Origin of the sequence: Streptomyces sp. NPDC002669, from assembly GCF_042889165.1 — a bacterium.
In the GTDB taxonomy this organism is placed as follows: domain Bacteria; phylum Actinomycetota; class Actinomycetes; order Streptomycetales; family Streptomycetaceae; genus Streptomyces.
The window spans coordinates 331,615-356,037 of the sequence record NZ_JBIAQQ010000007.1; the positions used below are offsets into that span (position 1 = coordinate 331,615).

At 72.4% G+C, this 24,423-nt stretch carries 18 protein-coding genes; 9 read left to right on the forward strand and 9 right to left on the reverse strand.

What is annotated here, in order from left to right; genetic code table 11:
• Positions 1-168: 168 nt before the first annotated feature.
• Genes ACFYW1_RS14185 through gcvPA form a run of 5 tightly spaced genes read right to left on the reverse strand, consistent with a single transcriptional unit; the run spans position 169 to position 5,814 of the window.
• Complete coding sequence (locus ACFYW1_RS14185) at positions 169-810, reverse strand: GntR family transcriptional regulator (RefSeq protein WP_388991344.1); 642 nt, start codon at positions 808-810, stop codon at positions 169-171.
• A gap of 48 nt (positions 811-858) precedes the next feature.
• The gene (locus ACFYW1_RS14190; protein WP_388991346.1) at positions 859-1,605 is read right to left on the reverse strand and encodes an SDR family NAD(P)-dependent oxidoreductase; all 747 of its coding nucleotides are present in this window, start codon (positions 1,603-1,605) and stop codon (positions 859-861) included.
• A 38-nt stretch (positions 1,606-1,643) separates the two neighbouring features.
• Entirely contained in the window at positions 1,644-2,843 is a 1,200-nt protein-coding gene (locus tag ACFYW1_RS14195) for an ATP-NAD kinase family protein (protein WP_388991348.1), read from the reverse strand.
• Positions 2,840-4,438, reverse strand: coding sequence for an aminomethyl-transferring glycine dehydrogenase subunit GcvPB (gene gcvPB, locus ACFYW1_RS14200; RefSeq protein WP_388991350.1), 1,599 nt, complete (start codon positions 4,436-4,438; stop codon positions 2,840-2,842). Before gcvPB ends, ACFYW1_RS14195 begins: the two co-directional genes overlap by 4 nt.
• The gene (gene gcvPA, locus ACFYW1_RS14205) at positions 4,435-5,814 is read right to left on the reverse strand and encodes an aminomethyl-transferring glycine dehydrogenase subunit GcvPA (protein ID WP_388991352.1); all 1,380 of its coding nucleotides are present in this window, start codon (positions 5,812-5,814) and stop codon (positions 4,435-4,437) included. The genes gcvPB and gcvPA overlap by 4 nt, the downstream gene beginning before the upstream one ends.
• 226 nt (positions 5,815-6,040) lie before the next feature.
• Between gcvPA and ACFYW1_RS14210 the strand changes: the two genes are divergently transcribed.
• Genes ACFYW1_RS14210 through ACFYW1_RS14230 form a run of 5 tightly spaced genes read left to right on the forward strand, consistent with a single transcriptional unit; the run spans position 6,041 to position 13,286 of the window.
• Complete coding sequence (locus ACFYW1_RS14210) at positions 6,041-7,297, forward strand: ABC transporter substrate-binding protein (RefSeq protein WP_388991354.1); 1,257 nt, start codon at positions 6,041-6,043, stop codon at positions 7,295-7,297.
• A 4-nt stretch (positions 7,298-7,301) separates the two neighbouring features.
• Positions 7,302-8,225 carry a carbohydrate ABC transporter permease gene (locus ACFYW1_RS14215; protein WP_388991356.1) on the forward strand — a complete coding sequence of 308 codons (924 nt, stop codon included), beginning with the start codon at positions 7,302-7,304 and terminating at the stop codon, positions 8,223-8,225.
• Entirely contained in the window at positions 8,222-9,079 is an 858-nt protein-coding gene (locus tag ACFYW1_RS14220) for a carbohydrate ABC transporter permease (RefSeq protein WP_388991358.1), read from the forward strand. Before ACFYW1_RS14215 ends, ACFYW1_RS14220 begins: the two co-directional genes overlap by 4 nt.
• Positions 9,076-11,109 (forward strand): beta-galactosidase, encoded by a 2,034-nt coding sequence (locus tag ACFYW1_RS14225; protein WP_388991360.1) that lies wholly within the window; start codon positions 9,076-9,078, stop codon positions 11,107-11,109. The genes ACFYW1_RS14220 and ACFYW1_RS14225 overlap by 4 nt, the downstream gene beginning before the upstream one ends.
• Positions 11,106-13,286 carry a trehalase family glycosidase gene (locus ACFYW1_RS14230; RefSeq protein ID WP_388991362.1) on the forward strand — a complete coding sequence of 727 codons (2,181 nt, stop codon included), beginning with the start codon at positions 11,106-11,108 and terminating at the stop codon, positions 13,284-13,286. Before ACFYW1_RS14225 ends, ACFYW1_RS14230 begins: the two co-directional genes overlap by 4 nt.
• Before the next feature lie 57 nt (positions 13,287-13,343).
• On the opposite strand, the gene ACFYW1_RS14235 is transcribed toward ACFYW1_RS14230, so the two are convergent.
• From ACFYW1_RS14235 to ACFYW1_RS14245, 3 genes are all read right to left on the reverse strand, one after another.
• A complete protein-coding gene (locus tag ACFYW1_RS14235) occupies positions 13,344-14,348 on the reverse strand; it encodes a helix-turn-helix domain-containing protein (protein WP_388991364.1) in 1,005 nt (334 codons plus the stop codon).
• A gap of 211 nt (positions 14,349-14,559) precedes the next feature.
• Positions 14,560-18,330 carry a S8 family peptidase gene (locus ACFYW1_RS14240; RefSeq protein WP_388991366.1) on the reverse strand — a complete coding sequence of 1,257 codons (3,771 nt, stop codon included), beginning with the start codon at positions 18,328-18,330 and terminating at the stop codon, positions 14,560-14,562.
• 218 nt (positions 18,331-18,548) lie between these two features.
• Positions 18,549-19,388: a dienelactone hydrolase family protein gene (locus ACFYW1_RS14245; RefSeq protein ID WP_388991368.1), complete on the reverse strand. Its 840-nt coding sequence runs from the start codon at positions 19,386-19,388 to the stop codon at positions 18,549-18,551.
• 166 nt (positions 19,389-19,554) lie between these two features.
• Between ACFYW1_RS14245 and ACFYW1_RS14250 the strand changes: the two genes are divergently transcribed.
• Positions 19,555-20,244, forward strand: coding sequence for an esterase/lipase family protein (locus ACFYW1_RS14250; protein WP_388991370.1), 690 nt, complete (start codon positions 19,555-19,557; stop codon positions 20,242-20,244).
• Between the two features lie 56 nt (positions 20,245-20,300).
• Here ACFYW1_RS14250 and ACFYW1_RS14255 read toward each other — a convergent pair whose 3' ends face one another.
• Entirely contained in the window at positions 20,301-21,512 is a 1,212-nt protein-coding gene (locus ACFYW1_RS14255) for a PQQ-binding-like beta-propeller repeat protein (RefSeq protein ID WP_388991372.1), read from the reverse strand.
• A 407-nt stretch (positions 21,513-21,919) separates the two neighbouring features.
• Here ACFYW1_RS14255 and ACFYW1_RS14260 point away from each other — a divergent pair, with 407 nt between their 5' ends.
• Genes ACFYW1_RS14260 through ACFYW1_RS14270 form a run of 3 tightly spaced genes read left to right on the forward strand, consistent with a single transcriptional unit; the run spans position 21,920 to position 24,403 of the window.
• The gene (locus ACFYW1_RS14260; protein WP_388991374.1) at positions 21,920-22,420 is read left to right on the forward strand and encodes a hypothetical protein; all 501 of its coding nucleotides are present in this window, start codon (positions 21,920-21,922) and stop codon (positions 22,418-22,420) included.
• Between the two features lie 16 nt (positions 22,421-22,436).
• Positions 22,437-24,260, forward strand: a complete 1,824-nt coding sequence (locus tag ACFYW1_RS14265) for a M48 family metalloprotease (RefSeq protein WP_388991377.1) — start codon at positions 22,437-22,439, stop codon at positions 24,258-24,260.
• Entirely contained in the window at positions 24,179-24,403 is a 225-nt protein-coding gene (locus ACFYW1_RS14270) for a hypothetical protein (protein ID WP_388991379.1), read from the forward strand. Before ACFYW1_RS14265 ends, ACFYW1_RS14270 begins: the two co-directional genes overlap by 82 nt.
• Positions 24,404-24,423: the final 20 nt, after the last annotated feature.

Below are 24,423 nucleotides of genomic sequence, written 5' to 3' on the forward strand. Positions count from 1 at the left end.
CGCCCGACGCCCGTCCCGTTCCCGCTCGTGGCCGCCCGGAGCGGACCGCACGGACGGGACGGGCGGCGGCGTGGCCCGCCGGAGCCGCGGGCCCGGCGGGCCGGGTGCCGGCGCTCCCGGCCCGCGTCGCCGTGTTCGTGCCGCCGGAGGCGGGCCCGCCGTCGGCGATCAGTCCTTCAGATGCTCCAGGATGCGGTGCATCCCGCTGTTCCAGTTCTCCTTGAGCGCCGCGACGGCCGCGTCGAGGTCGCCGCGCTGAAGGCACTCGGCGATCTGCTCGTGCTCCACCGCCGAACGTTCCAGGATGTCCTGGTCGCCCAGCGCCACCCGCTCGTAGCGGTGCATCGTCACCTTCAGGGAGGTGATCAGCTTCATCAGGCGGTCGTTCGTGCAGCCGGACAGGAGCAGGTCGTGCCACGCGTCGTCATAACGCTCTATGACGTCGTGCGGCGCCTGCGGGGCGGAGAAGGCGCGGGCCTCCTCCAGGAGACGAGGAGCGATCTCCGCCAGGTGCCCGGGATCACTGGACTCCAGGGCGAGTGCCTCCAGCGTCGCGACGATCGCGGACAGGTCGCGGAACTCCTGCGCGCTGAGCGGCGTGAAGCGGAAGCCCTTGCCGCGCTCGCTGGTGATGACGCCCTCGCGCTCCAACGTGATCAGCGCCTCGCGCAGCGGTGTGCGACTGACGCCGAGTTCGGTGGCGAGCTGCCCCTCGTTGATCGGTGAGTTGGTCGCGATCGTGCCGCGCCCGAGGCGCTTGATCAGTTCCTCCTTGACCTGTTCGCGCAGCGGGCGGTTTTCGATTGGCATGTGAGGCTGCCCTCCCTTCGGTCCGGTCGATTATCCGCTACCGGCAGATCACGCGGTACCGGCGCCGTCGACCGGGATGATCGCCCCGCTCAGGAACGCCGAGGCGTCGGAGGCGAGGAACGCCACGGTCCGGGCGATGTCGCGGGGCTGCCCGATCCGGCCGAGCGGCCGGTCGGCGGCGTCGGCGTAGAACGCCTCGGAGCTCTCGCCGAGTTGGCGGGCCTCCTCGGCGAGCATCCCGGTCGCCGTGTCACCGGGGCAGACGCAGTTGACGCGGATGTTGTCGGGGCCGTGGTCGATGGCCATGGCACGGGTCATGTTGACGACGGCGCCCTTCGACGCGCAGTACGAGACGGCCCGGCCGCCGCCGCGGATGCCCCAACCGGAACCGGTGTTGATGATGGAGCCGCCGCCCCGGGCCACCATCCCGGGGATCACGAGCCGGCTCATCAGCATCACCGAGCGGATGTTCACGGCCATCACCAGGTCCCAGTCGTCCTCGGTGATCTCGCAGACCGTGGAGCGGCGGATGATGCCGGCGTTGTTGAAGAGGACGTCCACCCCGCCGAACCGCTCCTCGGCCGTGCGCACCACGGCCTCGCAGTCCTCGCGTTGTGACACGTCACAGCGGACGAAGACCCCGCCGGTGTCCTTCGCGGTGTGTTCGCCGCCGTCCGCGTCGATGTCGGCGACCACCACACGGGCGCCGAGCTCCGCGAGGACCTGGGCGGTGGCACGGCCGATCCCGGCTCCGCCACCGGTCACGATGGCGCGCTTGCCGTCAAGGGAGATCATCCTGGGCTCCTTCTGGAAGAGGGGGAGGGAGGCGGGGGTCAGCCGGTCAGGCGGTACAGCGAGGTGCGCCGCCTGCCGGTGATGACGGGGAGGTAGCCGGACAGCTCCGCGTCGAGCGCGTCGTCGCCGGTGTCGAGGAGGAGCGGACGGCCGCCGAGCGCGGCCAGTTTCCGTTCCGTGCACAGCACGAGCAGGCGCTCACGACCGCCCGCCGCGCGCAGGACGCGCGGCGAGATCTGCTGGTTGCCGCGGCCGAGGAGGAAACCCTGGCCGCCGATGGGGGAGAGGACGATCCAGGCGGGGCCGGCCGAGAGGAGGGCGGCCTCGCCCGCGTCGCGGGCCACGACGCACGGCGGCCGGCCCGGCCGCAGGCGGAGCACGTCGACCCCGGTCAGGGAGACGTCCGCGCCGAGCGCCGCCGCGACCGCCCGGGTGGTGGTGCCGGGGCCGAGCACGAGCATCCCGTCCCCGACGCGGTCGGCTACCTCGGCCGCGATGCCGCCGACCGCGTCGGGCGCGGTGACGGTGCTGCCCGTCTTGCGCTGCTGCACCCGGACCGGTACGTCGGGGACCGGCAGCCAGCCGAACAGCCGTGAGGCGACACGGCCTTCGCCCAGGGCGTCCTCGTCCCGGTCCATCACCTCCGCGTCCCGCAGCCGGACGCCGCCCCCGCGGGCGAGCCACGCCGCCGCGACCTCGCCGGCGGCGCGCGGGCCGACGGCGAAGACGGCCGAGTGCATCTTCACCCCGGTCGGTACGCCGAGGACCGGGCAGGGCGCCCCGCCGAGGGCGCCGAGCACGTCCCGCGCGGTGCCGTCGCCGCCCGCGAAGAGCAGGAGGTCCACGCCCTCGGCGACGACGGCCCGCACCGCGGCGTCCGTGTCCGCGGCCGAGGTGTCCCGTCCGGCCCCGGCGGCGTACACGACCTGCCCCGCGAGCCCCGCGGCGGCCACGGAATCGGCGCCCAGGGGACCGGCGGCGGTGACGACGAGGAGTCCGGAGTCCGGCGCCCCGGACCGCGCACCGTCGGAACCGGCCGGTGCGAGGGTCCCGTCCCCCGCCGCCCGCCCCGAACGCGCCGCCAGTTCGCCCAGGGCGGCGGTGGCCCGGAACCCCGCCGAGGGCAGCGCGCCCAGCGAGCGCGCCAGGCGGAGCCGGTCCGGGCCGTCGGTGCCGCCCAGGCCCACCCGGCCGCCGAGGCCGGCGACCGGGTTGACCACCAGACCGACCTTTCTCACCGCTCGGCCTCGCCGAGCACCTTGCGGCGGTAGGCACGCCAGGAGACCGCCCAGACCGCCGGGTCGTCCAGGGCCTCCGGGCGGACCCGGTGGATGGTCGAACGGTGCGGCGCCGTACGGACGGTCTCGGGGTCCTCGTACGCCTCCCGGGCGACCTCCGCGAGGATCGCCGCGTACTCGTCGAGGTCGGCACGGGTGTAGGACTCGGTCGGCTCCAGCGTCATGGGCTCCGGCACGACGTACGGGTGGTGGCTGGTCCAGTAGTGCGTACCGAAGTCCGCGGCGCGCAGACCGAGGTCCTCGGAGTGCAGGCCGGTGTCCTGGTGGAGCTTCTCCCAGCTGTAGCGGACCTGCTCCACGCGCGGGCGCCCCGCCGCGTAGGGGACCGAGACGCCGGGGATCTGCCGCACCTTGTGGAGCAGGTAGTTGTTGTTGAGGACGGCCGTCTCCGCGGCGGCCCGCAGCCCCGGTGCGCCGAGCGACATGATCCAGGCGTACGCGCGGACCAGGTTCGGCACGACCCCGTAGAACGGCCGCATCTTGCCGACCGACTCGGGCCGGTCGTCGTCCAGCCGGTACCTGCCCGTCCCCGGGTCCAGCTCGACCGTCGGGCGCGGCAGGTACGGGGCGAGTTCCGCGGTGACCGCGCACGCGCCCGCCGCCGGGCCGCCGCACGCGTGCGGCGTCGAGAACGTCTTGTGCAGGTTGAAGTGGCACAGGTCGAAACCCGCGTCCCGGGCCCGGGTGATGCCGAGGATGCCGTTCGCGTTGGCCTGGTCGTACGAGCACAGGCCGCCCGCCTCGTGCACGATCCGCACGAACTCCTCGATGCGCGGGTTGTAGATGCCCGTGTCCTCGGGGTTGGTGATGAGGAGCGCCGCCGTGCGCGGGCCGACCGCCGCCCTGAGCGCCTCGATGTCCGGGTAGCCGTCCGCGTCCGGGTGGAGCGTGATGACCTTGAAGCCCGCCGTCTTCGCGCAGGCCGCGTTCGACGGGTGGGAGAAGATCGTCGTGATGATCTCGTCGCGCTGCTCCAGCTCGCCGCGGGCGGCGAAGTACGCGCGGATCATCGCCACGTTGGTGTAGATCGCGGCGGAACCGGCGCCCGGCTGGAGCGAGACCCGGTCCATGCCGGAGATCTCCTTCAGGAGCTGCTCCAGGCCGTGGATGATGCCGAGGACGCCCTGGACCGTGTCCTCGTCCTGGAGCGGGTGCAGCGCCGCGATCCGGGGGTCGCGGACGAACTGGTCGTTGACCTTGGGGCTGTACTTCATGGTGCAGGTGCCCTGGCCGACGTCGATGTTGAGGTCGGCGCCCAGGTTCTCCTGCGACAGGCGCAGGTAGTGCCGCAGGACCTGCTGCTGGGACATCTCCGGCAGGGCGGGCGGCTCGGCCCGGCGCAGGGCCGCGGGCACCTCGGCCGCCGGGACGGACGGGTCCGGGGCCGGTACGAGGACGCCGCGTTCACCCGGCGAACCGAGCTCGAAGATCAGTTCCTCGTCCCAGGACGCCTGCCGGAAGCGGCGCAGACCGGGCTTGCCGGCGATGCGCGCCTGATCGGGGGAGACGGACACGGGCGTGTGCGGGGCGGTCACTTGACGATCTCCTCCAGGGTCGCGGCGAGCCGGTCGATGTCGGCCTTGGTGTGGACTTCGGTGACGCAGTACGCGGCCTCGTGCTCGCCGGTCGGCACCCCGCCGAAGATGCCCCGTTCCCCCAGTGCGGCACGGATCTCGGCGGCGGTCCTGCCACCCGTGTAGCGGACGGTGAAATCGGCGAAGTGCAGGGCGTCGCCGTACGGGACCTCGATGCCGGGCACCTCGGCGAGCCGCCCGCGGGCGTACGCGGTGAGTGCGAGGATCGTGTCACCGATCTCCCGCATGCCCTGCGGTCCCATCAGCGCGAGGTAGACCCCGGCGCCGATGCCGTGCAGCGCGGCGGCCGTGCCGACCCACTCCTTGCCCTCCTCGCGCAGCGCGAACGAGGTCCGTTCGTAGGCGACGTCACCGAAGCCGTACTCGCCCTCGACGGCGGTCGGCACCAGGCCGAACAGCCGCGAGGGGTACTCGGCGACCAGCCGCTCCTCGTCCCGGGTGGCGATGAAGCCCGCGTTGCCGCCGCCGAAGCTCTGGTGGATGCCGAGCGGCTGGATGTCGCCGCAGGTGATGTCGGCGCCGTGCGCGGAGGGCGGCGCGAGCGCGCCGAGCGCGATCGGGTTGCAGCCCACCACGAACAACGCCCCCGCGTCGTGCGCGAGTCCGGCGAGGAGGGGCAGCGCCTCGTCGACGATGCCGAGCGCGGACGGCATGTCCGCGTACACCGCCGCCGTGTCACCGGCGGCCAGCTCCCCGCGCACCGCGGCGAGATCGGCGCAACCGGTGTCCGGATCGACCGGGACCACCACCACGTCGTGGTCGGGGCGCACGTAGTCGCACACCCGGGAGAGCTTGTCGGCGTCGATCGCGGTGGCGACGAGCACCCGGCGGCGGCCGGTGATCCGGCCGGCCATGCGCAGGGCGGTTCCCGCGGCCTGGAAGCCGTCGTACACCGGGACGTTGACGACCTCGACGTCGAGCAGCTCGGCCATCATCGACTGGTACTCCCACAACGCCTGGAAGCGGCCGTGGTCCTCGTAGGGCTCGCCCGCGTACGCGGTGAGGAACTCGCTGCGGTTGACCACCTCGTCCACGACCGCCGGCACGTGGTGCTGGTAGCAGCCGGAGCCGAGGAAGCTGAGCACCTGCCGGGTGGAGGTGTTGTGGCCGAGCAACCCCTCCATGTGGCGGGTGAGTTCGGCTTCCGAACGCAGCGGGTCCGGGAGGTCGAGGGGGCGGTGCAGCCGGATGCCGTCCGGGATGTCGGCGTAGAAGTCCTCGACGCTCGCCGCGCCGATCTCCGCGAGCATCGCCTGCCGCACGGCAGGAACCGCGTTGGGGATGTAGGGGTGGACGAAGTCCTGGGGTGACGTCATGCCGCGCCTTTCGCGTGAGCCGGCCCGGCCGGGCCGGTCATGAACCACAGCAACGAAAGTCTTTGGGTGTACACCTCTTGACGGGAAGCTCAGCCATTCAGTGTTCTGAATACAGCATTAAGCATTCAGGCTCCAGGAGGCAAGAGTGTCAACACGGCCCACCCGACGGGTTGTTCTGGCAGCGGGTCTCGCGACCGCCGCATCGTCACTGGTCAGCGGATGCGCCATGGGGGGCACGGGCGGCGGGGACGCCCGTGACATCGGTGGAGGGAAGAAGGAGGGAGGGGGCGAGGTCAGCGGGAAGATCACCGTCTGGTCGTGGGACGTGGCGGCCAACGCCCTGAAACGCCTCGCCCGCGCCTTCGAGGAACGCCACCCCGGTGCCACCGTCACCGTCACCGACATCGGCTACGACAACGCCGCCGACAAGATCACCGTGGGCCTGCGCGGCGGCTCCGGACTCGCCGACGTCCTCACGATCGGGGGCACCCAACTGCCCCGCTACACCGGCAACTTTCCCCAGGGCTTCTACGACCTGAGCAGCCTCGGCGGCCGCTACGGGGGCGACTTCGACCGTGCCTCCTGGCGCACCGTCACCGGCCCGGACCGCGAGGTCTTCGCCCTGCCCTGGGACATCGGCCCCTGCGCGCTCTACTACCGCAAGGACCACTTCCGCGCCGCCGGGGTCGACCCGCAAAAGCTCCTCACCTGGGACGACTACGTGGAGGCGGGGGTCCGCATCAAGAAGGCCACCGGCCACAAGCTGCTCATCATGGACACCACCAACACCGGGATCCTGCCCCTGCTCCTCCAGCAGCAGGGCCAGTCCTACTTCAAGAGCGGCCGGGTCGCGGTCGACAGCCCCGAGGCCGTGAAGGCCCTCACCCTGATGAAGACCCTGCACGACCGGGGCCTGGTCGACTACGAGAAGGGCTGGAGCGGGCTGGTCACCGGCACCAAGGAGGGCAAGGCCGCCACCACGCCCACCGCCGCCTGGTGGACCGGCACCCTCACCGAGGAGATGCCGGAGCTGAAGGGCAGGTTCGGCGTGGTGCCGCTGCCCGGCTTCACCGCCGACGGCCCCCGCACCTCGAACGAGGGCGGCTCCACCCTCTGCGTCCCCGCCCAGAGCAAGAACCCCGAACTTGCCTGGGCCTTCATCGAGTTCGTGCTCACCGACCGGGCCAACCAGGTCTCCATGCTCAAGCGCGAGGGCCTCTTCCCCGCCTACCTGCCCGCGCTGGAGGACCCGTACCTGAGCGCCGGACAGGAATACTTCGGCGGGCAGCCGGTCCTCGACGTGTTCGCCCGGCTCGCCCGCAACATCCCGCCGGTCGAGTACACCAAGGACGACGCCAAGGCCGTCGACATCATGGTCTCCGCCGTCACCGGGGTGACGCTCCGCGGCAAGGACCCGCGCGCCTCCCTGGAATCGGCGGCACGGCAGATCGCCGCGGCCACCGGCCGCGAGAGGACGAAGTAGCCCGATGGCCGTCACCACCGCCCCCGAGCGGCCGGTCGCCCCCGCCCGGGCCCCGGCCCGCCGCGTCCGACGGCGACGACCCACCGCCTGGATCTTCGCCGGGCCCGCCGCCGTCCTCTTCGCGCTCTTCTTCGCCTACCCGCTGGGCGCGAGCCTGGTGCAGAGCTTCACCGCCGAGGAGGCCGGAACCACCCGCTGGGCCGGACTCGACCAGTACCGGCGGATGATCGACGACCCCGTGTTCCTGAAGTCCCTGCTCAACACCGGGGCCATCCTCGCCATCCAGGTCCCCGTCATGATCGGCCTCGCGCTCGTCCTCGCCGTCCTGCTCAACCAGTCCTGGCTGCGCTTCCGCGGCACCTGGCGCGCCGTCCACTTCCTGCCCGCCGTCACCACCCTCGTCGCGTACGCCGTCGTCTTCCAGGTGCTCCTCAAGACCGACGGCGGCCTGGTCAACCAGATCCTCGGCTCCGTCGGCATCGGACAGATCGACTGGCTCAACAGCCCCACCTGGGCCCGGATCTCCCTGATCGTCTCCCTGACCTGGCGCTGGACCGGCTACAACGCCGTCATCCTGCTCGCCGGGCTCCAGTCCATCGGCAAGGAGCAGTACGAGGCCGCGGCGATCGACGGCTCCGGCACCCTGTCCACGTACGTCCGCGTCATCCTGCCGCAGCTGCGCCCCGTCGTCCTGTTCTGCGTGATCACCTCCACCATCGGCACGCTCCAGCTCTTCGACGAGAACTACGTCCTCACCCGGGGCGGCCCCGACGACGCCACCCTCACCCCGGTCCTCTACCTCTACCGGGTCGGCTTCCAGCAGTTCGACTTCGGTTACGCCGCCGCCATCGCCTGGGTCGTCGTGCTCGTCATCGCCGCGGTCTCCGCCCTCCAGTACCTCGCCTTCGGAAGGGAGCGCCGCCGGTGACCACCCTCCCGAAGGCCCCCGTGCGCGTCCACCCGGCCCGGCGCGCGGGCCGCGTCCTGGTCCGGCTGTTCCTCGCGGCCGGTGCCGTCGTCAGCCTGGTGCCGTTCCTCTGGATGGCGATCGCCTCGACCCACTCCACCTCGGACCTGTTCCGCTCGCCGCCGCCCTTCCTGCCCGGCGGACAACTGCTCGAAAACCTCGCCCGGCTCCAGGAAACCATCGGCTTCGGACGGGTCCTGCTCAACAGCGCCGGCATCGCCGTCGTCCACACCGTGCTCAGCTCGCTGATCGCCGCCATGTGCGGCTACGGCCTGGCCAAGTTCCGCTTCCGCGGCCGGGGACTGCTGCTCGGCGCGGTGCTCGCCACGATGATGATCCCCTTCCAGGTCCTGCTCGTGCCGCTCTTCCAGATGATGGCGAGCGTCGGCTGGATCGACTCCTACCAGGCCGTGGTGCTGCCCTTCCTGGTGAACTCCTTCGGCATCCTGCTGATGCGGCAGGGCTTCGTCGACTTCCCCGACGAACTCCTCGAATCGGCCCGCATCGACGGCTCCGGCGAACTGCGCACCTTCTACCAGGTGGTGCTGCCGTGCGTACGTCCCCAGCTCGGCGCCCTGGTCATCTTCACGTTCATGGCGCAGTGGAACAGCTTCATCTGGCCGCTGCTCATGCTCAACTCCGAGGACAAATACACCGTGCCCGTCGCACTCAACACCCTCACCGGGCTCACCCACGTCGACTACTCCGGCCTGATGCTCGGCTCGCTCCTGGCCACCCTCCCGCTGATGCTCCTCTTCCTGCTCTTCCAGCGGCAGTTCGTCGCCGGACTCCTCGGCGGGGCGGTGAAGGGATGACCCCGCTGACCCGCGTCCCCGGCATCCTCTACGGCGGCGACTACAACCCCGAGCAGTGGCCCGAGGAGGTCTGGGCCGAGGACGCCGCGCTGATGCGCGAGGCCGGCGTCACCATGGTGACCGTCGGCGTCTTCTCCTGGGCCAGGATCCAACCGGGGCCCGACACCTGGGACTTCGGCTGGCTCGACCGGCTCATGGACCTGCTGCACGCACACGGCGTCGCGGTCGACCTGGCCACCGCCACCGCCTCACCGCCCGCCTGGCTGATCCGCGCCCACCCCGACATCCTGCCGGTCACCGCCGACGGCGTACGCCTCGAATTCGGCTCCCGCCAGCACTACTGCCCCTCCTCGCCCGAATACCGCGCCGCCGCGCTCCGCCTCACCCGGGCCGTCGCCGAACGCTACGCACACCACCCGGCCCTCGCCCTGTGGCACATCCACAACGAGTACGGCGACCACGTCACCGAATGCTTCTGTGCCCGCTCCGCCGACCACTTCCGCAGCTGGCTCACCGACCGGTACGGCACGATCGACGGCCTCAACCACGCCTGGGGCACAGCCTTCTGGTCACAGCGCTACAGCACGTACGACGAGATCGAACCACCCCGCACCGCCCCGGGCCCCGTCAACCCGACCCAGCTCCTGGACTGGCGGCGCTTCTGCTCCGACGCCCTGCTCGAATGCCACCGCGCCGAGCGCGAGGTCCTGCGGGAGACCGGCCCGGACACCCCGGCCACCACCAACTTCATGTCGATGTTCAAGGCACTCGACTACTGGAAGTGGGCCGAGCACGAGGACCTCGTCTCCGACGACGCCTACCCCGACCCCGCCGACCCGCGCGCCCACGTCCGCGCCGCCCTCAACTACGACCTGATGCGCTCCCTCAAGGGCGGCCGGCCCTGGCTGCTCCTGGAACAGGCACCGTCCGCCGTCAGCTGGCGACCGGTCAACGTCCCCAAGAAACCCGGCCTGCAACGCCTCTGGTCCCTCCAGGCCCTGGCCCGCGGCGCCGACGGCATCATGTACTTCCAGTGGCGCGCCTCCCGCGCCGGCGCCGAGAAGTACCACAGCGCACTGCTCCCGCACCGCGGCACCGCCTCCCGCGGCTGGCGCGAGACCGTGCGCTTCGGCGCCGATCTCGCCCGGCTCGGCGAGATCGCCGGCACCACCTCCCGCGCCGACGTGGCGATCGTCCTGGACTGGGACTCCTGGTGGGCCCTGGAGGCCGACGACCACCCCTCCGCCCGCATGCGCTGGCCCGACCTGCTGCGCCCCTGGTACGAGGCGCTGCACGCCCGCGCCGTCGCCGTCGACTTCGTGCCCCCGCACGCGGACCTCGACGGCTACCGGGCGGTCCTCGCCCCCAACCTCCACCTGCTGCGGCCCCGGAACGCCGCCCGCATCGCCGCCTACGTGCGCGGCGGCGGCCACTTCGTGTGCGGCCCCTTCAGCGGCGTCGTCGACGGCCACGACCACATCCACGAAGGCGGCGCCCCGGGCCCGCTGCGGGACGTGCTCGGCGTGTCCGTCGACGAGTTCTGGCCGATCCCCGACGGCGAGGAGGTACGCCTCGCGTCCGGTGCCGGGGCCACCGCATGGAGCGAGTGGATCGAACCCGAGGGCCCGGACACCGAGGCCGTCGACACCTACACCTCCGGAGAACTGACCGGCCGCCCCGCCGTCACCCGCCACTCCTACGGCACCGGCACCGCCTGGTACGTGAGCGCCCACCTCGACGCCGGCATCGCGGTCGTGCTCGACGAGGCGCTGCGGGCGGCCGGCGCACGCCCCGTGCTCGACGCCCCCCGGGGCGTCGAGGCGACCGTGCGCACCGGCCCGCAGGGCACGTATCTCTTCGTCCTCAACCACAACGACCACGACACCCGGACCCCACTGACCGGCCCCTGGACGACCGGCGGCACCGACCTGCTCACCGGCGCCGCCGTCCGCGACCGCATCGACCTCGGCCCGCTCGGCGCCGCGGTCCTGCGCCTGACCACCGACTCCCCTGGAGAGAACGACAAGTGACCGCACACAGATACCTGGGCGCCCTGACCGCGCTCCTCCTGGCCACGGGCACCCTCGCCGTGCCGCAGACGGCCGCCGCCCGCACCCGCCCGGCGCCGCCCCCCTCGTACGCCGACGTCCTCGACCTGCACGGCACCCCCACCACCGCCCAGCCCGGCGACGGCGACGACAACAACCCCGTCACCGTCTTCGCCGACCGGGGGGCCTGGCACGCCTACGCCCTGCCGGAGAACGGCGACACCGACGCCTACGGCGGCTTCTCCGGACCCCTCTACATCGCCCAGGAATACCCCTGGTGGCTCAGCAAGTCCTTCAGCCGCATCCGCCTCACCGAACACGGCAACACCCTGGACCTGGCCGGAGGGGGCGAACCGCACTTCACCTCGCTCCCGGGCCGGCTCCGTCAGTCCTACGACCTCGGCCGCGGACTGCGCCTCACCCTCGAACTCCGCTTCGCCACCGACCGCAGCGCCCTGGTGCGGGCCGAGGTCCGCAACACCGGCCCGGCGCCCCGCACCCTGGGCGCCGAATGGACCGGCAGCCTGCTGCGGCCCGCCGACCGGCCGATGCGCGACGCACCCTCGCTGACCGCCACCCGCTCGGGCGTCGGCGTCGGCTTCGCGAAGGTCCGCGAGACCTGGGACTACCTCACCGACGGCACGGAACGCTTCGACGTCACGCACAAGGAAGCCGTCCGCACGACGGTGGACGGCGACACGTACCGCACCGAGGCGGTGCGGCCGGTGACCCTCGCACCGGGCCGCTCGCACAGCTTCGACTGGACCGAGTCCTACACCTTCACCGCCGCCGAACACACCAAGGAACGGGCGAGGGTCCGCGCCGTGCTGGCCCGCCCCGGCGCCGTCGTCTCCGCGGCCGACTCCCGCTGGCGGGGCTACGTCGCCGGGGTGACCCGGGGCGTCCCGGCCGACCGGCGGCGCACGGCCGTCAAGTCGCTGGAGACCCTCGTCACCAACTGGCGCAGCGCGGCGGGACAGATCAAGCACGACGGCATCACACCGTCGATCTCCTACAAGTGGTTCACCGGTGGCATCTGGGCCTGGGACACCTGGAAGCAGGCCGTGGGCACGGCACGCTTCGCCCCCGCACTGGCCGAGTCGCAGATCCGCGCCATGTTCGACTGGCAGGTCCGCCCGGACTCCACGACCCGCCCGCAGGACGCCGGGATGATCCCCGACGTCATCTTCTACAACGACCCCTCACGCGGCGGCGGCAACTGGAACGAACGCAACTCCAAGCCCCCGCTGGCCGCCTGGGCGGTCTGGAAGGTGTACGAGAAGTCGGGAAACAGGGCGTTCCTGCGCGAGATGTACCCGAAGCTCGCCGCCTACCAGTCCTGGTGGTACCGCAACCGGGACCACGATCGCGACGGCCTCGCCGAGTACGGTGCCACCGTCGACGCCGCCAACGACTCGCCCGAGCAGCAGCGCCTGGCCGCGGCCTGGGAGAGCGGCATGGACAACGCGCCCCGTTTCGACGCCGCCCTCGGCACCGGAGTCGTCGCCAACCGGGCGGCCGACGGAACGCTCCTCGGCCACTCCCTCACCCAGGAATCCGTCGACCTGAACGCCTATCTCGCCGCCGACCAGGGCTACTTGGCGCGCATCGCGGGCACGTTGGGGCGCACCGCCGACGCCGAACGGTGGAAGCGGCGGTCCGCCGCCACCTCCGCCGCCGTCCGCACGACGATGTACGACCCCGCGGACGGCTGGTTCCACGACACCGCGCTCGACACCGGCGCACCGCTCACGGCCCGCGGGCGCGGCATCGAGGGCGCCGTCCCGCTGTGGACCGGCACGGCGTCCGGCGCGCAGGCCCGCGCCGTGCGCGACAGACTGACCGACCCGGCGGAGTTCGCCACCACCGTCCCGTTCCCGACCGTGGCGAAGAGCTCCCCCTACTTCTCGCCGACCGCGTACTGGCGCGGCCCCGTCTGGCTCGACCAGGCGTACTTCGCCCTCGGCGGCCTGCGCCGCTACGGCTACGGCAAGGACGCGGACGCCCTGCGGGACCGGCTCGTCACCCACGCGGCGGGCCTCGCGGGCGACGGGCCGATCATGGAGAACTACGACCCGACCACCGGGGCACCGCTCAACGCCCCCGGTTTCAGCTGGTCCGCGGCCCTCTTGCTGCCGATCCTGACCGGGGACGAGTAGCCGGCGGCCGGCGCGCACCGGGACACCGCTCGGCGGGCGTCCCGGTGCGCACGGCCTTCAGCACATCCAGTTCCGCTGGGCGGCCTGCCACGCCAGCTGCATCCGGGTGGTCGCGCCCGCGAGGGCCATCATCGCCTGGACCCGTCGCTGCACGGTGCGCCGGCTGAGCCCCATCTGGCTGGCTATGGCCTTGTCCGCGACGCCCGCCACGAGGAGCGAGAGCAACTGGCGGTCCGTCGCCGACAGTTCGTGGTTGCCGGACGAACCCTCCGTGCTGCTGACCGTGCCGGACTCGCTCACATGGAGCGGCACCGCGTCCTCCCAGTAGCGCTCGAACAGGGCGACCAGCGCCTCCAGCAGACTGCTGCCGCGGACCAGCGCCGTGGTGGGCTCCTCGGTGCTGCCGCTCGGCCCGCCGGGGACCAGGGGACAGATGGCGATGGACCGGTCGGCGATGGCCAGCCGCAGCGGGAGGTGCGGGACCGCACGGGCCGTCTCTCCCGCCCGCATGCCCCGCACCACGTTGGCGACGGCGCCCGAGTCGTCGAAGAACGCCCGCTCGTACAGGACGCGGTAGCGCACCCCGCGCGCCAGGGCGTCGTACTCGGCCTCGTTGCTCCCCGAGGGCATGGCCACGTACTGGGCCTTGCAGAACCACAACATCTCGTGGCGCGTGTCGTCCTGGATCCGGCGCAGGTGCTGGCGCAACGCCTCGGCACCGGTGATCACTTCGATGAGCTGGTCGGGATCCCGGCGCCTCCGGGTGCGCCGATAGGTCTCCAGCAGATCGGTGACCGCCAGACGCGCGTGGTCCAGGGCGTCGGACTGCTTCTGGAGGTGCGGCAGCAGGGCGACGTCCGGGGGAGTGGCCGCGAAACTGCGGGGCGCCCGGTCCGTTGCGCTGACCAGCCCCTTCGCGGTGAGCACCGTCAGTACCCGTTCGACCTCCGCCGTCGTCAGACCGGACTGCTCCGCGATCTCGTCCGCCGAGGCGGTGAGCAGGGTGACGAGAAGCCGGTACACGGTTTCCTCGGCCGGGGCGAGCCCCACTGCTTCCAGCATCGTGATCCTTTCCGCCCCCGCCGAACGTGCGGCGAGCGACGGAACGGCCCGGTGGGAACGGCAGGCGACAGGGACTCGCCGGGACAACCGCCGGTGGGCAACCGCACTATACGCCCCGGACATGGCCGGACCGGAAGAGGGAAACGGCGGGCACGGAGGATGTGACCACCTCCGTGCCCGCCGCCCCTCGGATCCCCGGGACCCTTTCCGCCTACCTGCCGAGCCCGTAGGCGCGTTCCACGGTCTGCTGGACCTTGTTGCCGGCGCTGTCGGTCGCCGTGACCCGCAGCGTCACGAACGTGTCGCCATGGATCCGGGCCGGCCGGCCGACGGCGGCCGTGAAGCGGTTCTGCCCGCGGTTCTCGACCCGGAGCTCCTTCGACCAGGTCCTGCCGTCGTCGTAGGAGACCGCGACCCGGACGGAGACGCCGCGCGGTGCGGGCAGCCCCTCCTGGTTGCGGACGGTCAGGCCGACGGTGTGACCGCGCCGCGCGGTCACGGTGTTGTGACTGTCGACCGGTACGTCGTAGTCGACCTGGAGCAGCGGGAGCACCGTCTTCTCGGCGGTGGTGTCCGAGCGGAAGGACCAGGAGGTCCGCGTACGCGTGCCGAACCGCCAGTCGGGGGAGACCCGGGAGGCCGACACGTCCAGCCGGTAGTCGGCCTTACCGGGCGCCACCTCGAAGTTCTCCCAGGAGTCCTTGGCGTCGGCGATCTTCTTGCCGTCACGGAACAGGCCGACGGAGACGGTGTCGCCCTCGTCCTCCCCGCTGCTCGTGCCGAAACCGCCGGTCACGGCCTGCGACCAGTGGCCCGTGCCGGAGTCGTTGAACTCGGGGACGCGGAACGAGAGGACGTCGTGGGAGCGCACGGACGGTGTCGTGGTGCCGATCGGGACGGACGGCCGCACCACGGCCCCGAACCAGGTGTCGGCGGGCTGCCTGCCGGGCCGGTAGGTCCGCAGGGAGTCGCGCATCCCCTGGAGCAGGGGCGCGTCGACGTTGCGGGCGAGCCCGTTGCTCGCCACGTGCAGCCACTGGGTGTCACCGGCGCTGACGTACTCGGTGCGCTTCGCCCCGGTGGGCACGTACCGGCTGTACTGGTTCCAGAAGAAGTCCTGGTAGGGGCGGCTGCCGAAGCGCTGCTCGCTCGCCCAGGAGACGCCGCTGACATCGGTGTACGTGGAATCGACGACGGCGCTGTTGCGGTCCGAGACGGTGTGCACGACGCGGTCGGGGACGCGGCCCTCGGACACCTGCATCACGTCGTACAGGTACGGACTCCTGGCGGTGCCGGAGAACGCCACCGAGGTCCTGCGGTGCTCGACGCGTTCCAGCAGGGCGTCGCCCTCGGCCGCGCGCAGGTTGATGGTGGGCAGGGGAAGGCGCTTGCCGTCCGGGGTCCACCGGCTCCAGGAGTAGTCGCCCCGGGGGAAGACGAGCGCGAGTCCGGCGGCGCCGGCCTCGGACGCCGCCCGGGCGAGTTCCGCGGCATGGGTGACGTCGCTCCTGACGACCGCGAGCCTGCCGCGGACCCGGCGCAGATCGGGGGCCTCGAAGGTTCCCGCGTCGACGGCGGTCAGCCGGGTGCCCTTCGGGTCGAACAAGGGGGAGTCGTGCATGTAGTACGGGGCGAGGGCGATCCGTGACCCGGGGACTTCCGCCCGCAGCAGCGGGGCGACGAGCTGCCAGCGGGAGGCGAACTCGAAACGGCCCTCGGTGACCTTCGCCGTGGGGCTGACGTAGAGCCGCTTGGCCAGGTCGAAGTACATCGTGCCCTGGATCAGGCCCTGGCCGTCCAGCTGACGGTAGGTCTGGTAGCTGACGATGTCGCGCTGTTCGGCGGGGCGGGGCGTGCGGATCTCCACCCGGGTGGTCTTGCGGGCGTCCAGGGTGACGGTCATGTCCTTGGTGACCTTCACCTCGGGCAGGACGATCTCGCGCAGTTCCTGGCCGTCCTCGGCGTTGTCCAGCGAGGAGTAGTTGAACTGGTAGGTACCCTCCTCGACCTCGGCGACGGCCGGGCTGGTGCTGATGTAGCTCTCGAAGCCGTCGGCGCCCCAGATCGTCGGCAGTTCGGCCACGGGCTTCCCCTTGTGGTCGATGACGTTCACGGTGATCCGGTGCTTGGGGCTGCGGACCGAGAGGCTCACCGTGGTGTGGACGGTCGTCCTGCCGTCGGCGGTGGAGGCGTTCACGTATCCGTAGTAGTCGCCCCGCTGGAGGTCCGACGGGTCGACGTGCAGGGGCACCTCGGCCGTGGCGCCGGGGGCGACGCGGACCGAGTCGGCGCCGAGCCGCACCGCGCCCTCGGCGACCTCGCGCCCGCCGCTGGTGGCGAGCCGGAGCGTCAGGCCGAGGGTGATCTCGGCGTCGGAGGTGTTGGTGTACCGGACAGTGGTCTTCTGGTCCCGCTTGCCGGCCTCACCCGTCACGAAGGAGCCGAGCGACACGGTCCCGGTCGCGGTGACCGGTCCGAAGGCCGCGGCCGCCAGGTCGACGCGTCCGCCGCCCTGTTCGGTCACCTGCTGGCCGGACATCGTGCGGGCGGTGCTCACCAGCGCGTCCTTGAGGCGCGTGGCGTCCCAGTCCGGGTGCTGCTGGGCGAGCAGCGCCGCGGCGCCGGCGACGTGGGGAGTGGCCATGGACGTTCCGGAGGCCGCGATGTAGTCGGCGTCCACCGGGTCGCCCATGGTGGTTCCCGCGGCGCGGGCGGCGACGATGCCGACGCCGGGCGCGGTGACGTCGGGCTTGGCGACCCGGTCGGTCAGGCGCGGTCCGCGGCTGGAGAAGGGGGCCAGCGAGTCGTCGCGGTCGACGGCGCCCACGGTGAGCGCCGCCTCGGCCGCTCCGGGCGAGCCGATGGTCTGTCTGCCCTGCTCGCCGTTGTTCCCCGCGGCCACCACGAACAGGGCGCCGCTGCTCTCCGTCAGCCTGTTCACCGCGAGGCTCATCGGGTCGGTGCCGTCGGTGGGATCGTCCGAGCCCAGGCTCATGTTGACGACCCGGGCGCCGCCGGCCGCCGCCCACTCCATGCCGTCGATCACGCCGGACTCGCTGCCGTAGCCGTCGTCCCCGAGGACCTTGCCGATCATCAGCTCGGACCGGGGCGCCACGCCCTTGCGCTTGCCGCCGGAGGCCGCTCCGGTGCCGCCGACCGTGGCCGCGACATGGGTGCCGTGCCCGAAGGCGTCGTTGGTTCCGGCGCTGCCGGAGAAGTCCTTCGTGGCCGTGGCCCGGCCGGCCAGGTCCGGGTGGCCGAGGTCCGCGCCGGTGTCCAGGACGGCGACCTTGACGCCCTGGCCCTGGTAGCCGGCGTCCCACACGGCGGGGGCGTTGATCTGCGCCGTGCTGCGGTCGAGCGTCGGGCTCACCCGCCCGTCCAGCCACACGGTGGCGTCGGTGGCCTCCAGGGCGGAGGGCGACTTGCCCGAGTCGTGGGCGAGTCGCTGCCAGAAACGGCCGAGGTCCTTGTTGCCGATGTGCAGCGAACGGGCGTTGATGCTGTCCAGCCGGCGTACGGGAGTCGCGTCGTCGTTCAGCGCGGACAGGGAGTCGAGGGCGGAGACCGACGCACCGCCCGGCCGGGAGACGATCAGCGGAAGGGCATCGGTGTGCGCCTCGTCGTAACCCTGCGCGAGCAGCCCGGTCACGTCGAAGAGCCGCCGGTCGACCTTCCCCGAGAAGATCGGGGTGATGGCGTCGGAGGGCAGGACGGACAGGGCGCCGTTCTCCTCCGTGGTCCGGAAGACGATGTTCCTGCGGCCGGGACCGGGCTGGACGGAGGCGACCTTCTTGCCGTCGGGACCGGCACTGACGGTCACCCGGTCACCCGTGATCAGCCGCACCGTGGCTCCCGGGTCCGCCGGGGCCGAGCGGACGGGGCGGCCCTGCGCCGGGGAATCGGCGGAGACCGGTGCCACTGCGCCCGCGGTCAGCAACAAGGCCGTCGGTGCTGCCGCCAGGAGGCGGGCACGTCTCATTTTTCCAACCCTTCTTCGACACGACTGGATACACGCTGTCCGAAAGAATCAGTCAGAGCCGGAAGGGCTGTCACGGCTTCCCGGTGTCGCCGTTGTGACATGTCACAACGGCGACACCGAACCCGCGGGAGCGTTCGCCGGGGCCGTTGCCGGAAGTCGTGGGCCGGGTGGGCCCGGCCGGGCGGGGTCTTCGGAACACCGCCCGGGGGCGGGCTTCGTCAGCCGGTGGTGCCGGGCCGCTCCCCGAGCAGCCGGGTGCGGAACAGGTCCAGGACCGTGTCCAGCGCCTGCCGGGTGGGCTGGCCGGGCTCGTCGACGAGATGCTCCGTCAGCACCGAGTGCGGCGGCAGGACGGCCTCCGGGTTCGCGGTGTCGTCGTCCAGTTCGACGGCGACGAAGGCGTCGCCCAGTTCGCGCCGGAGGTACGCGAACCGGTCCCCGGGCACCAGCCGGTCGCCCCGGAAGCGCAGCCCCAGGACCTGGAGCCCCTCGCGTTCGCACCGCCGCCGGACGACGGCGAGTTCCCCGGCGCCGATGTCGATGGCGCCCGCACGGCCCGGGAGGACGGCGAGCGGCAGCGACGGCTGGGAGAGCACCGGGGCGACGAGCCGCTCGTCCGTGGCCATGGCCAGGGCGAAGCCACCGGTCACGCACATGCCGACGGCACCGACACCGGGGCCGCCGCAGCGTTCGTGCTCGGCCGCCGCCAGGGCGCGCAGCCACCGCACGACCCGGGAACTGCGCCCCGTGGCCAGGACCGTGAACTCCCGGCTCACGCACACCCGCCACATCGACGACGCCGTGTAGCGGGCGGTGCCCGTCCAGCCGTGGGCGGCGGGGTCCGCATCGCGACCGGGGGTGCCGAAGAGCACCGGGAGCACGGCCGTGCAGCCCGACGCCGCCACGCGCTCGGCGAACTCCAGGACCTTGGGGGTGATGCCGGGGATCTCCGCCATGATGATCACGGCAGGTCCCGTGCCCCGGCGCAGTGTCCGGCGGGTGGCGCCGTCATGGGTGAACGTGTCCCGGGTGAAGCCACCGAGATCGTGGTCGGTCACGGGCCCGTCCCCCTCCGCCGTCTTTTCCGCCCCCAAGTTACCGTGAGGTAGGGCACGTTGGCGAGGAGCCCCGGGGATCCGCCCCGTGCGTGGGCCTGTTCATCGGGGCGCGAGGGCCCCATCATGCTTCCCGACGCCCGCGCATGACCCGTCGGACGGAGAAGCCGTGCCCGCTGTGCGCAGAAGACTGCTCCCGCTGCTGGCCGCCCTGGTGGCCCTGTTGGTCCCGGCCGCTTCGGCGCACGCCGGGCCCCGTGCCGAGGCCCGGGCCCCCGTGATCCTCGTCCACGGCTACAACGCCGACCCCGGCGTCTGGGGCGCGTTCCGGGCCGACCTCAGGGCCGGGGGATACACCGACGCCGAACTCTTCTCCTGGGGCTACGACACCCACCGGTCCGTCAACGAGACGCTCGCCGGCCGCTTCGCCGCGTACGTCGAGGAGGTCCGCCGGCAGACCGGCGCGGCCCGGGTCGACGTCGTCGCGCACTCCTTCGGCAGCCTCGTCACCCGCTGGTACGTCAAGTACGGCGGCGGCACCGGGACCGTCGCCCACTGGATCTCCCTGGGCGGTCCCAACCACGGCACGTCCCTGGCCTGGGTGTGCGCCCTGCTGGACCAGGCGTGCCGTGACATGACCCCGGGCTCGTACGTCCAGGACCGGCTGGCCGAGGGCGACGAGACACCGGGCGCCGTCCGGTACGCCACCTGGTGGTCCGGATGCGACGAGATCATCGACCCGGACAGCAGCGTCCTGCTGAACGGCGCGGTCAACCACGACGCGGGCTGCGTCGGGCACAACGACCTGCTGGGGGACGACGGCGTCTCCCAGCAGGTGCGCGATTTCCTCGGGACGTAGGGTCTTTCGTTCGGATCGGGCCGGATCCGAACGAAAAACCCCGGGCGGGCCGGGGGTCACACGGCCGGCAGGCCGGTCAGCCGCTTCGCGTGCAGGGCCGCCAGCCGGTTGCCCTCGGACGCCAGGTACCACTTCTGGATGTCCTTGGAGCCGTCGTTGTAGGTCCAGCGCAGTTTCCCGTCGGCGGCGTCGAAGGCGTGGATGCCGCCGTTGTCGTCGAACTCCGTCGCCCCGTAGAGGGTGTTGCCCACCTTGGCGAACTGCCACGGGTAGGCGACGTCCAGCGAACCCTTGTTGTGCCAGACCTTCTTCCCGGTCGCGGGCTCGATCGCCCACAGGCCGTGCACGGTGTCGGAGGCGTAGAGGACCCCGTCCAGCAGCGCCGGGTCGTTGAACCGGCTGAACTCCTCGGAGGCCAGCGACCAGCGCTCCTTTCCGTCGGCCAGGCCGAAGGCGCGCAGATGGCGGCCGTTGGCGATGACGACCAGATCGTCGTGGACGACGAAGTCGAGGTTGTTGGACCGGCCGATCTTCTTCGTCCACGTCTGCTGTCCGGTCGCGGTGTCGCGGACGGTGAGGTTCTCGCGGAAGTCGGTGTAGACGAGACGGCGGCCGACGGCCTTCGCGGTGACGCCGGTCTCCTCCGTGCCGTGGTCGCGCTGCTCGCGCCAGACGACCTTGCCGCTGGTGGTGTCGATCGCGGCGATCACGTTGTCCGGCGTCCGGAAGTCCTTGTCGAGGATGCCCGCGAGGACGTACACGTGGTTGTCGTCCGCGGCGATCGGACGGGGCTGGGAGTACTCGGTGCCCAGGTGGCTGCGCCAGGTCTCCTTGCCGGTGGCCGGGTCCAGGCCGACGACGTTCCCGTCGTACTCGGCGCTGGCCAGGTAGAGGGTGCCGCCGCCGATGAGCATGTTGGCGCCGGGAGTGGTGACGCCCTTGCGGGACCACACCTCCTTGCCGGTGGCGAGGTCGCGGCCCACCAGGGGGTCGCCGGAGACGAGGACGATGCCGCCGACCACGGTCAGGGCGTGGTTGCCGGACAGGGAGTTGTTCGTCGTCGTGCCCTGCCACAGGGCCTCGGGCGCGGTGTTCGGCGGCGGGGTGGTGAAGGAGCCCTCGCCCTTGCCGCCGCCCGGCTCGCGCGTGGTGCCGCCGGGTTCCTCCTCCGGCGTGCAGCCCCACACACCCGCGCCGAGCAGTGCCAGTCCCAGGCCCTTGCCTGCCAGCTTCATCACCTGTCGGCGTGACGCGTTGTCCCGGATCATGGTTTCGTCCCCGTCTTCCTGCGATGTCGATGCCCGGCGCACCGGGCGCGGTGGGCGCCCGGGTGCGTCCGAGGAGTCCCGTCCGCTTTGCGTATGGGACTTCGCGGGCATGCCCTCGGAGCCGGATCAGGTTAACCATCGAATTTCGGCCAGCAGCAGGTCAGGACGCAGCCGGGACATCCCTGTGACCGAGCTGTCACGGTGACAGGGGGAAGAATTGTCGGAGTTGCTGCCTTTTGGCCGGTACGGTGCCCGAATCGATTCGGCCTTCCGGCCCGGTCGGCGGCGGAGCACCCCCGGATCCGCCGTGGCGACCGGGAACGCGGTCGAAGGGGATGGGTCCCGGTCGCGAAGCAGTGCCCGTGAACCGCGTGTACACGACAAGGGTGGCTCGATAGCCTGGCCGCATGGGGGAGAGGCTACGTGCGGTCGTGCGCGATGTGGTGACGGAGAAGGCCCCGCAGCCACTGGTGCTGCTCGACTCCCTGGAGTCCGCCGACGGCGAGCGGGTCGGCGCCGTGTTCGCCGGCCGGACGGTCCGGGAGGATCCGCTCGGCTTCGGACCCACCGGGGTCGCCGCCCTGATCACACCGGTGGTGCGGCTGGTGCCGGACGAGTTCGCCGCCAAAGGGGCCGGTGCCGTGGCGGACGGTCCGCCGGCCCGGACGCGGACGGGACCGTTCAGGGTCCTGTGCCGCCCGGAGACCGCTTCGGAACACGAGCCGGCCGCCCTGAACCCCGGCCGGTTCCGGGCCGTTCACGGGCGGGTACAGGAGCGGGCGATGGCCGGCGGGCTCGACGGCGCCGCGGCCGAGGGGCCGGCCGACGCGGTGGTCTCCCGGCCGGCCGGGAAGGAACCCGCCGGACCGCAGGGGGACGGCACCGGGGAGCGGCCGGACCCGGAGTGACGGGGGAGGTACCGGGATGGCTTCCGTCGAGACCCGCGATCTGGCCGGACGCGCGGCGACGCGGCGCTTCCTGCTGCTGGTCCTGGTCCTGCTGGCCTCCTGCACGGCCCTGATCAGCCGGACGGTGCTGACCGTCGACGCCGCCGTCGCCCTCCCGCGATGCGTGCGGAGCAGCGGCGTCGACCCGGACGCACCGGCCTGGTGGGTCGGGCTCGCCGTCCGCTTCCACCGGGACGTCGTCGGCTGCCGGTCCGACGCGGCCGAGACCGCGGTGTACATCGCGCTGCTGTACACCGCGGCCGTCGTCGCGACCGCCCTGACGCTGTACTGGTGGCTGCCCCGCTGGAAGCGGCGGGGCGGCCGGCTCCCCGAGGTGCCCGGCGCCGACGGGACGGCGGTGCGCCGCCGGATGCCGGACGGGGTCCACCGGCAGGAGGGCCGGCCGGGCCGGGAGGCCGCCCCGGCCGGGCCCGGCCGGGAGGGCACGGCGGACCGGGCCGGGACGGGGACCGACGGCGGTGTCCCGGACTCCCTCCCGGCGCACCTGGCCCTGCTGGTGCGCCGGGCCGGTCTCTTCCGCGCCCCGGACTTCGTCGTCCGCCCCGGGGCGCTCTCCGCCGGTGCCGTGGTCTTCGGCCGTGCCCAGCGGTACACCGTCTGCCTGCACGCGGGACTGCTGGTGTGCCGGACGACGGACCCGCGCAGGTTCGAGGCCGTGGTGCTGCACGAACTGGCCCACATCCGCAATCGCGACGTGGACCTGGCCTACCTCACCGTGGCGCTCTGGCGGACCTTCCTGGCCATGGTGCTGATCCCCTGCCTCGGCGTCCACGGCCTGCTCATCGTCCAGGACCGGGTGCTCGGGCCGGGACGCCTCTACTGGGAGGGGGCCGCGCCCGGCCCCGGCGAGCTGGTGCTCGGCGTCGCACTGGTGGCGCAGACCCAACTGGCGCGGGCCGACATCCTCCGGCACCGGGAACTCGTCGCCGACCACGACGCCGTGGCGTGCGGTGCCGATCCCGAGGTCTGGTCGGCCCGGCGCCCGCCGGCCCGCAGGGGCGGGTGGATGGTGGCCGCTGCGCGCCGGGCGGCACGGCCATTGCGTACCCACCCCTCCTGGACGCAACGGTACGAGTCGCTCGTCCGGCCCCCGGCCGTGGACCGCGGCGGCACGAAGACGCAGTTCATGCTGTTCCTCGGGGCGCACGTCACGCTCATCCACTGCGTGGTCTCCTGGCTGCGGCTCGACGCGGTGCCGTCGAGGACGGTCCTCTCCCTGACCTATCCGACCGTTCCCCTGATCGTGGCCACGGGCAGCGCGGTGAGGCCGCGGAAGGTGAAACGCCCCACCGGCCGGCCGCCGGGCGGACCCGCCGGGCCCCTCGCACCCGGTGGCGTCCGGGCGACCCTGACCGACCCGGCCCCGGCGGTGCCCGCACCTCGGCCCGGGATACGCCGGGGGTCGCGGACCGTCCGCGCCTTCTGGCTGGGGCTCTGCATACTTCCCGCGTTCTACGTCTACGACCCCCTGGGCGGCCTCGCGGAGCCCCCAACACCATGGACGAGGTCTTCGGCTCGCCCCGGTTTCCTCCGCCGTTCCAGTCGCCGCGATCGGACCCGGCCACCCGCGCCCGGGTGGCGGCCTGGTACGACGACGGCCGGGAGATCCTGCGGCGCTACGAGGTCCAGCTCTCCCGGAACCCGGCGAAGGAGATGTTCGGCGGCGCCGAGGAGGAACTCCTGCGTCACTGCGAGGCGATGCGGAAGACCCTGGCGGACAGCCTGGAACTGCCCCCGTATCCCGATCCGTACGGCGAGGAGAGCCTGCGTGGGCTGCTGACCTCGTTCGCCGAGGGCAACCGGCTCGTCTGCGTGCCGGAGGACGAGCGCGCCGACGAACTGCAGCTCCCCGCGGCCCTCTGGCACATGAGGGCGACCGAGGCCCTCGCGGAGTTGCGGAAGCTCGACCCCGCGGCGGACTGAGACCGGCCGGAGGCCGCCCC

What these genes read in the sequence shown, in the direction of transcription:
- ACFYW1_RS14225 (WP_388991360.1), top strand. Translation starts at nt 9,076, where the DNA reads ATGACCCCGCTGACCCGCGTCCCCGGCATCCTCTACGGCGGCGACTAC.
- ACFYW1_RS14215 (WP_388991356.1), top strand. Translation starts at nt 7,302, where the DNA reads ATGGCCGTCACCACCGCCCCCGAGCGGCCGGTCGCCCCCGCCCGGGCC.
- ACFYW1_RS14240 (WP_388991366.1), bottom strand. Translation starts at nt 18,330, where the DNA reads ATGAGACGTGCCCGCCTCCTGGCGGCAGCACCGACGGCCTTGTTGCTG.
- ACFYW1_RS14235 (WP_388991364.1), bottom strand. Translation starts at nt 14,348, where the DNA reads ATGCTGGAAGCAGTGGGGCTCGCCCCGGCCGAGGAAACCGTGTACCGG.
- ACFYW1_RS14270 (WP_388991379.1), top strand. Translation starts at nt 24,179, where the DNA reads ATGCGGAAGACCCTGGCGGACAGCCTGGAACTGCCCCCGTATCCCGAT.
- ACFYW1_RS14255 (WP_388991372.1), bottom strand. Translation starts at nt 21,512, where the DNA reads ATGATCCGGGACAACGCGTCACGCCGACAGGTGATGAAGCTGGCAGGC.
- ACFYW1_RS14265 (WP_388991377.1), top strand. Translation starts at nt 22,437, where the DNA reads ATGGCTTCCGTCGAGACCCGCGATCTGGCCGGACGCGCGGCGACGCGG.
- ACFYW1_RS14185 (WP_388991344.1), bottom strand. Translation starts at nt 810, where the DNA reads ATGCCAATCGAAAACCGCCCGCTGCGCGAACAGGTCAAGGAGGAACTG.
- ACFYW1_RS14260 (WP_388991374.1), top strand. Translation starts at nt 21,920, where the DNA reads ATGGGGGAGAGGCTACGTGCGGTCGTGCGCGATGTGGTGACGGAGAAG.
- ACFYW1_RS14210 (WP_388991354.1), top strand. Translation starts at nt 6,041, where the DNA reads ATGGGGGGCACGGGCGGCGGGGACGCCCGTGACATCGGTGGAGGGAAG.
- ACFYW1_RS14190 (WP_388991346.1), bottom strand. Translation starts at nt 1,605, where the DNA reads ATGATCTCCCTTGACGGCAAGCGCGCCATCGTGACCGGTGGCGGAGCC.
- gcvPA (WP_388991352.1), bottom strand. Translation starts at nt 5,814, where the DNA reads ATGACGTCACCCCAGGACTTCGTCCACCCCTACATCCCCAACGCGGTT.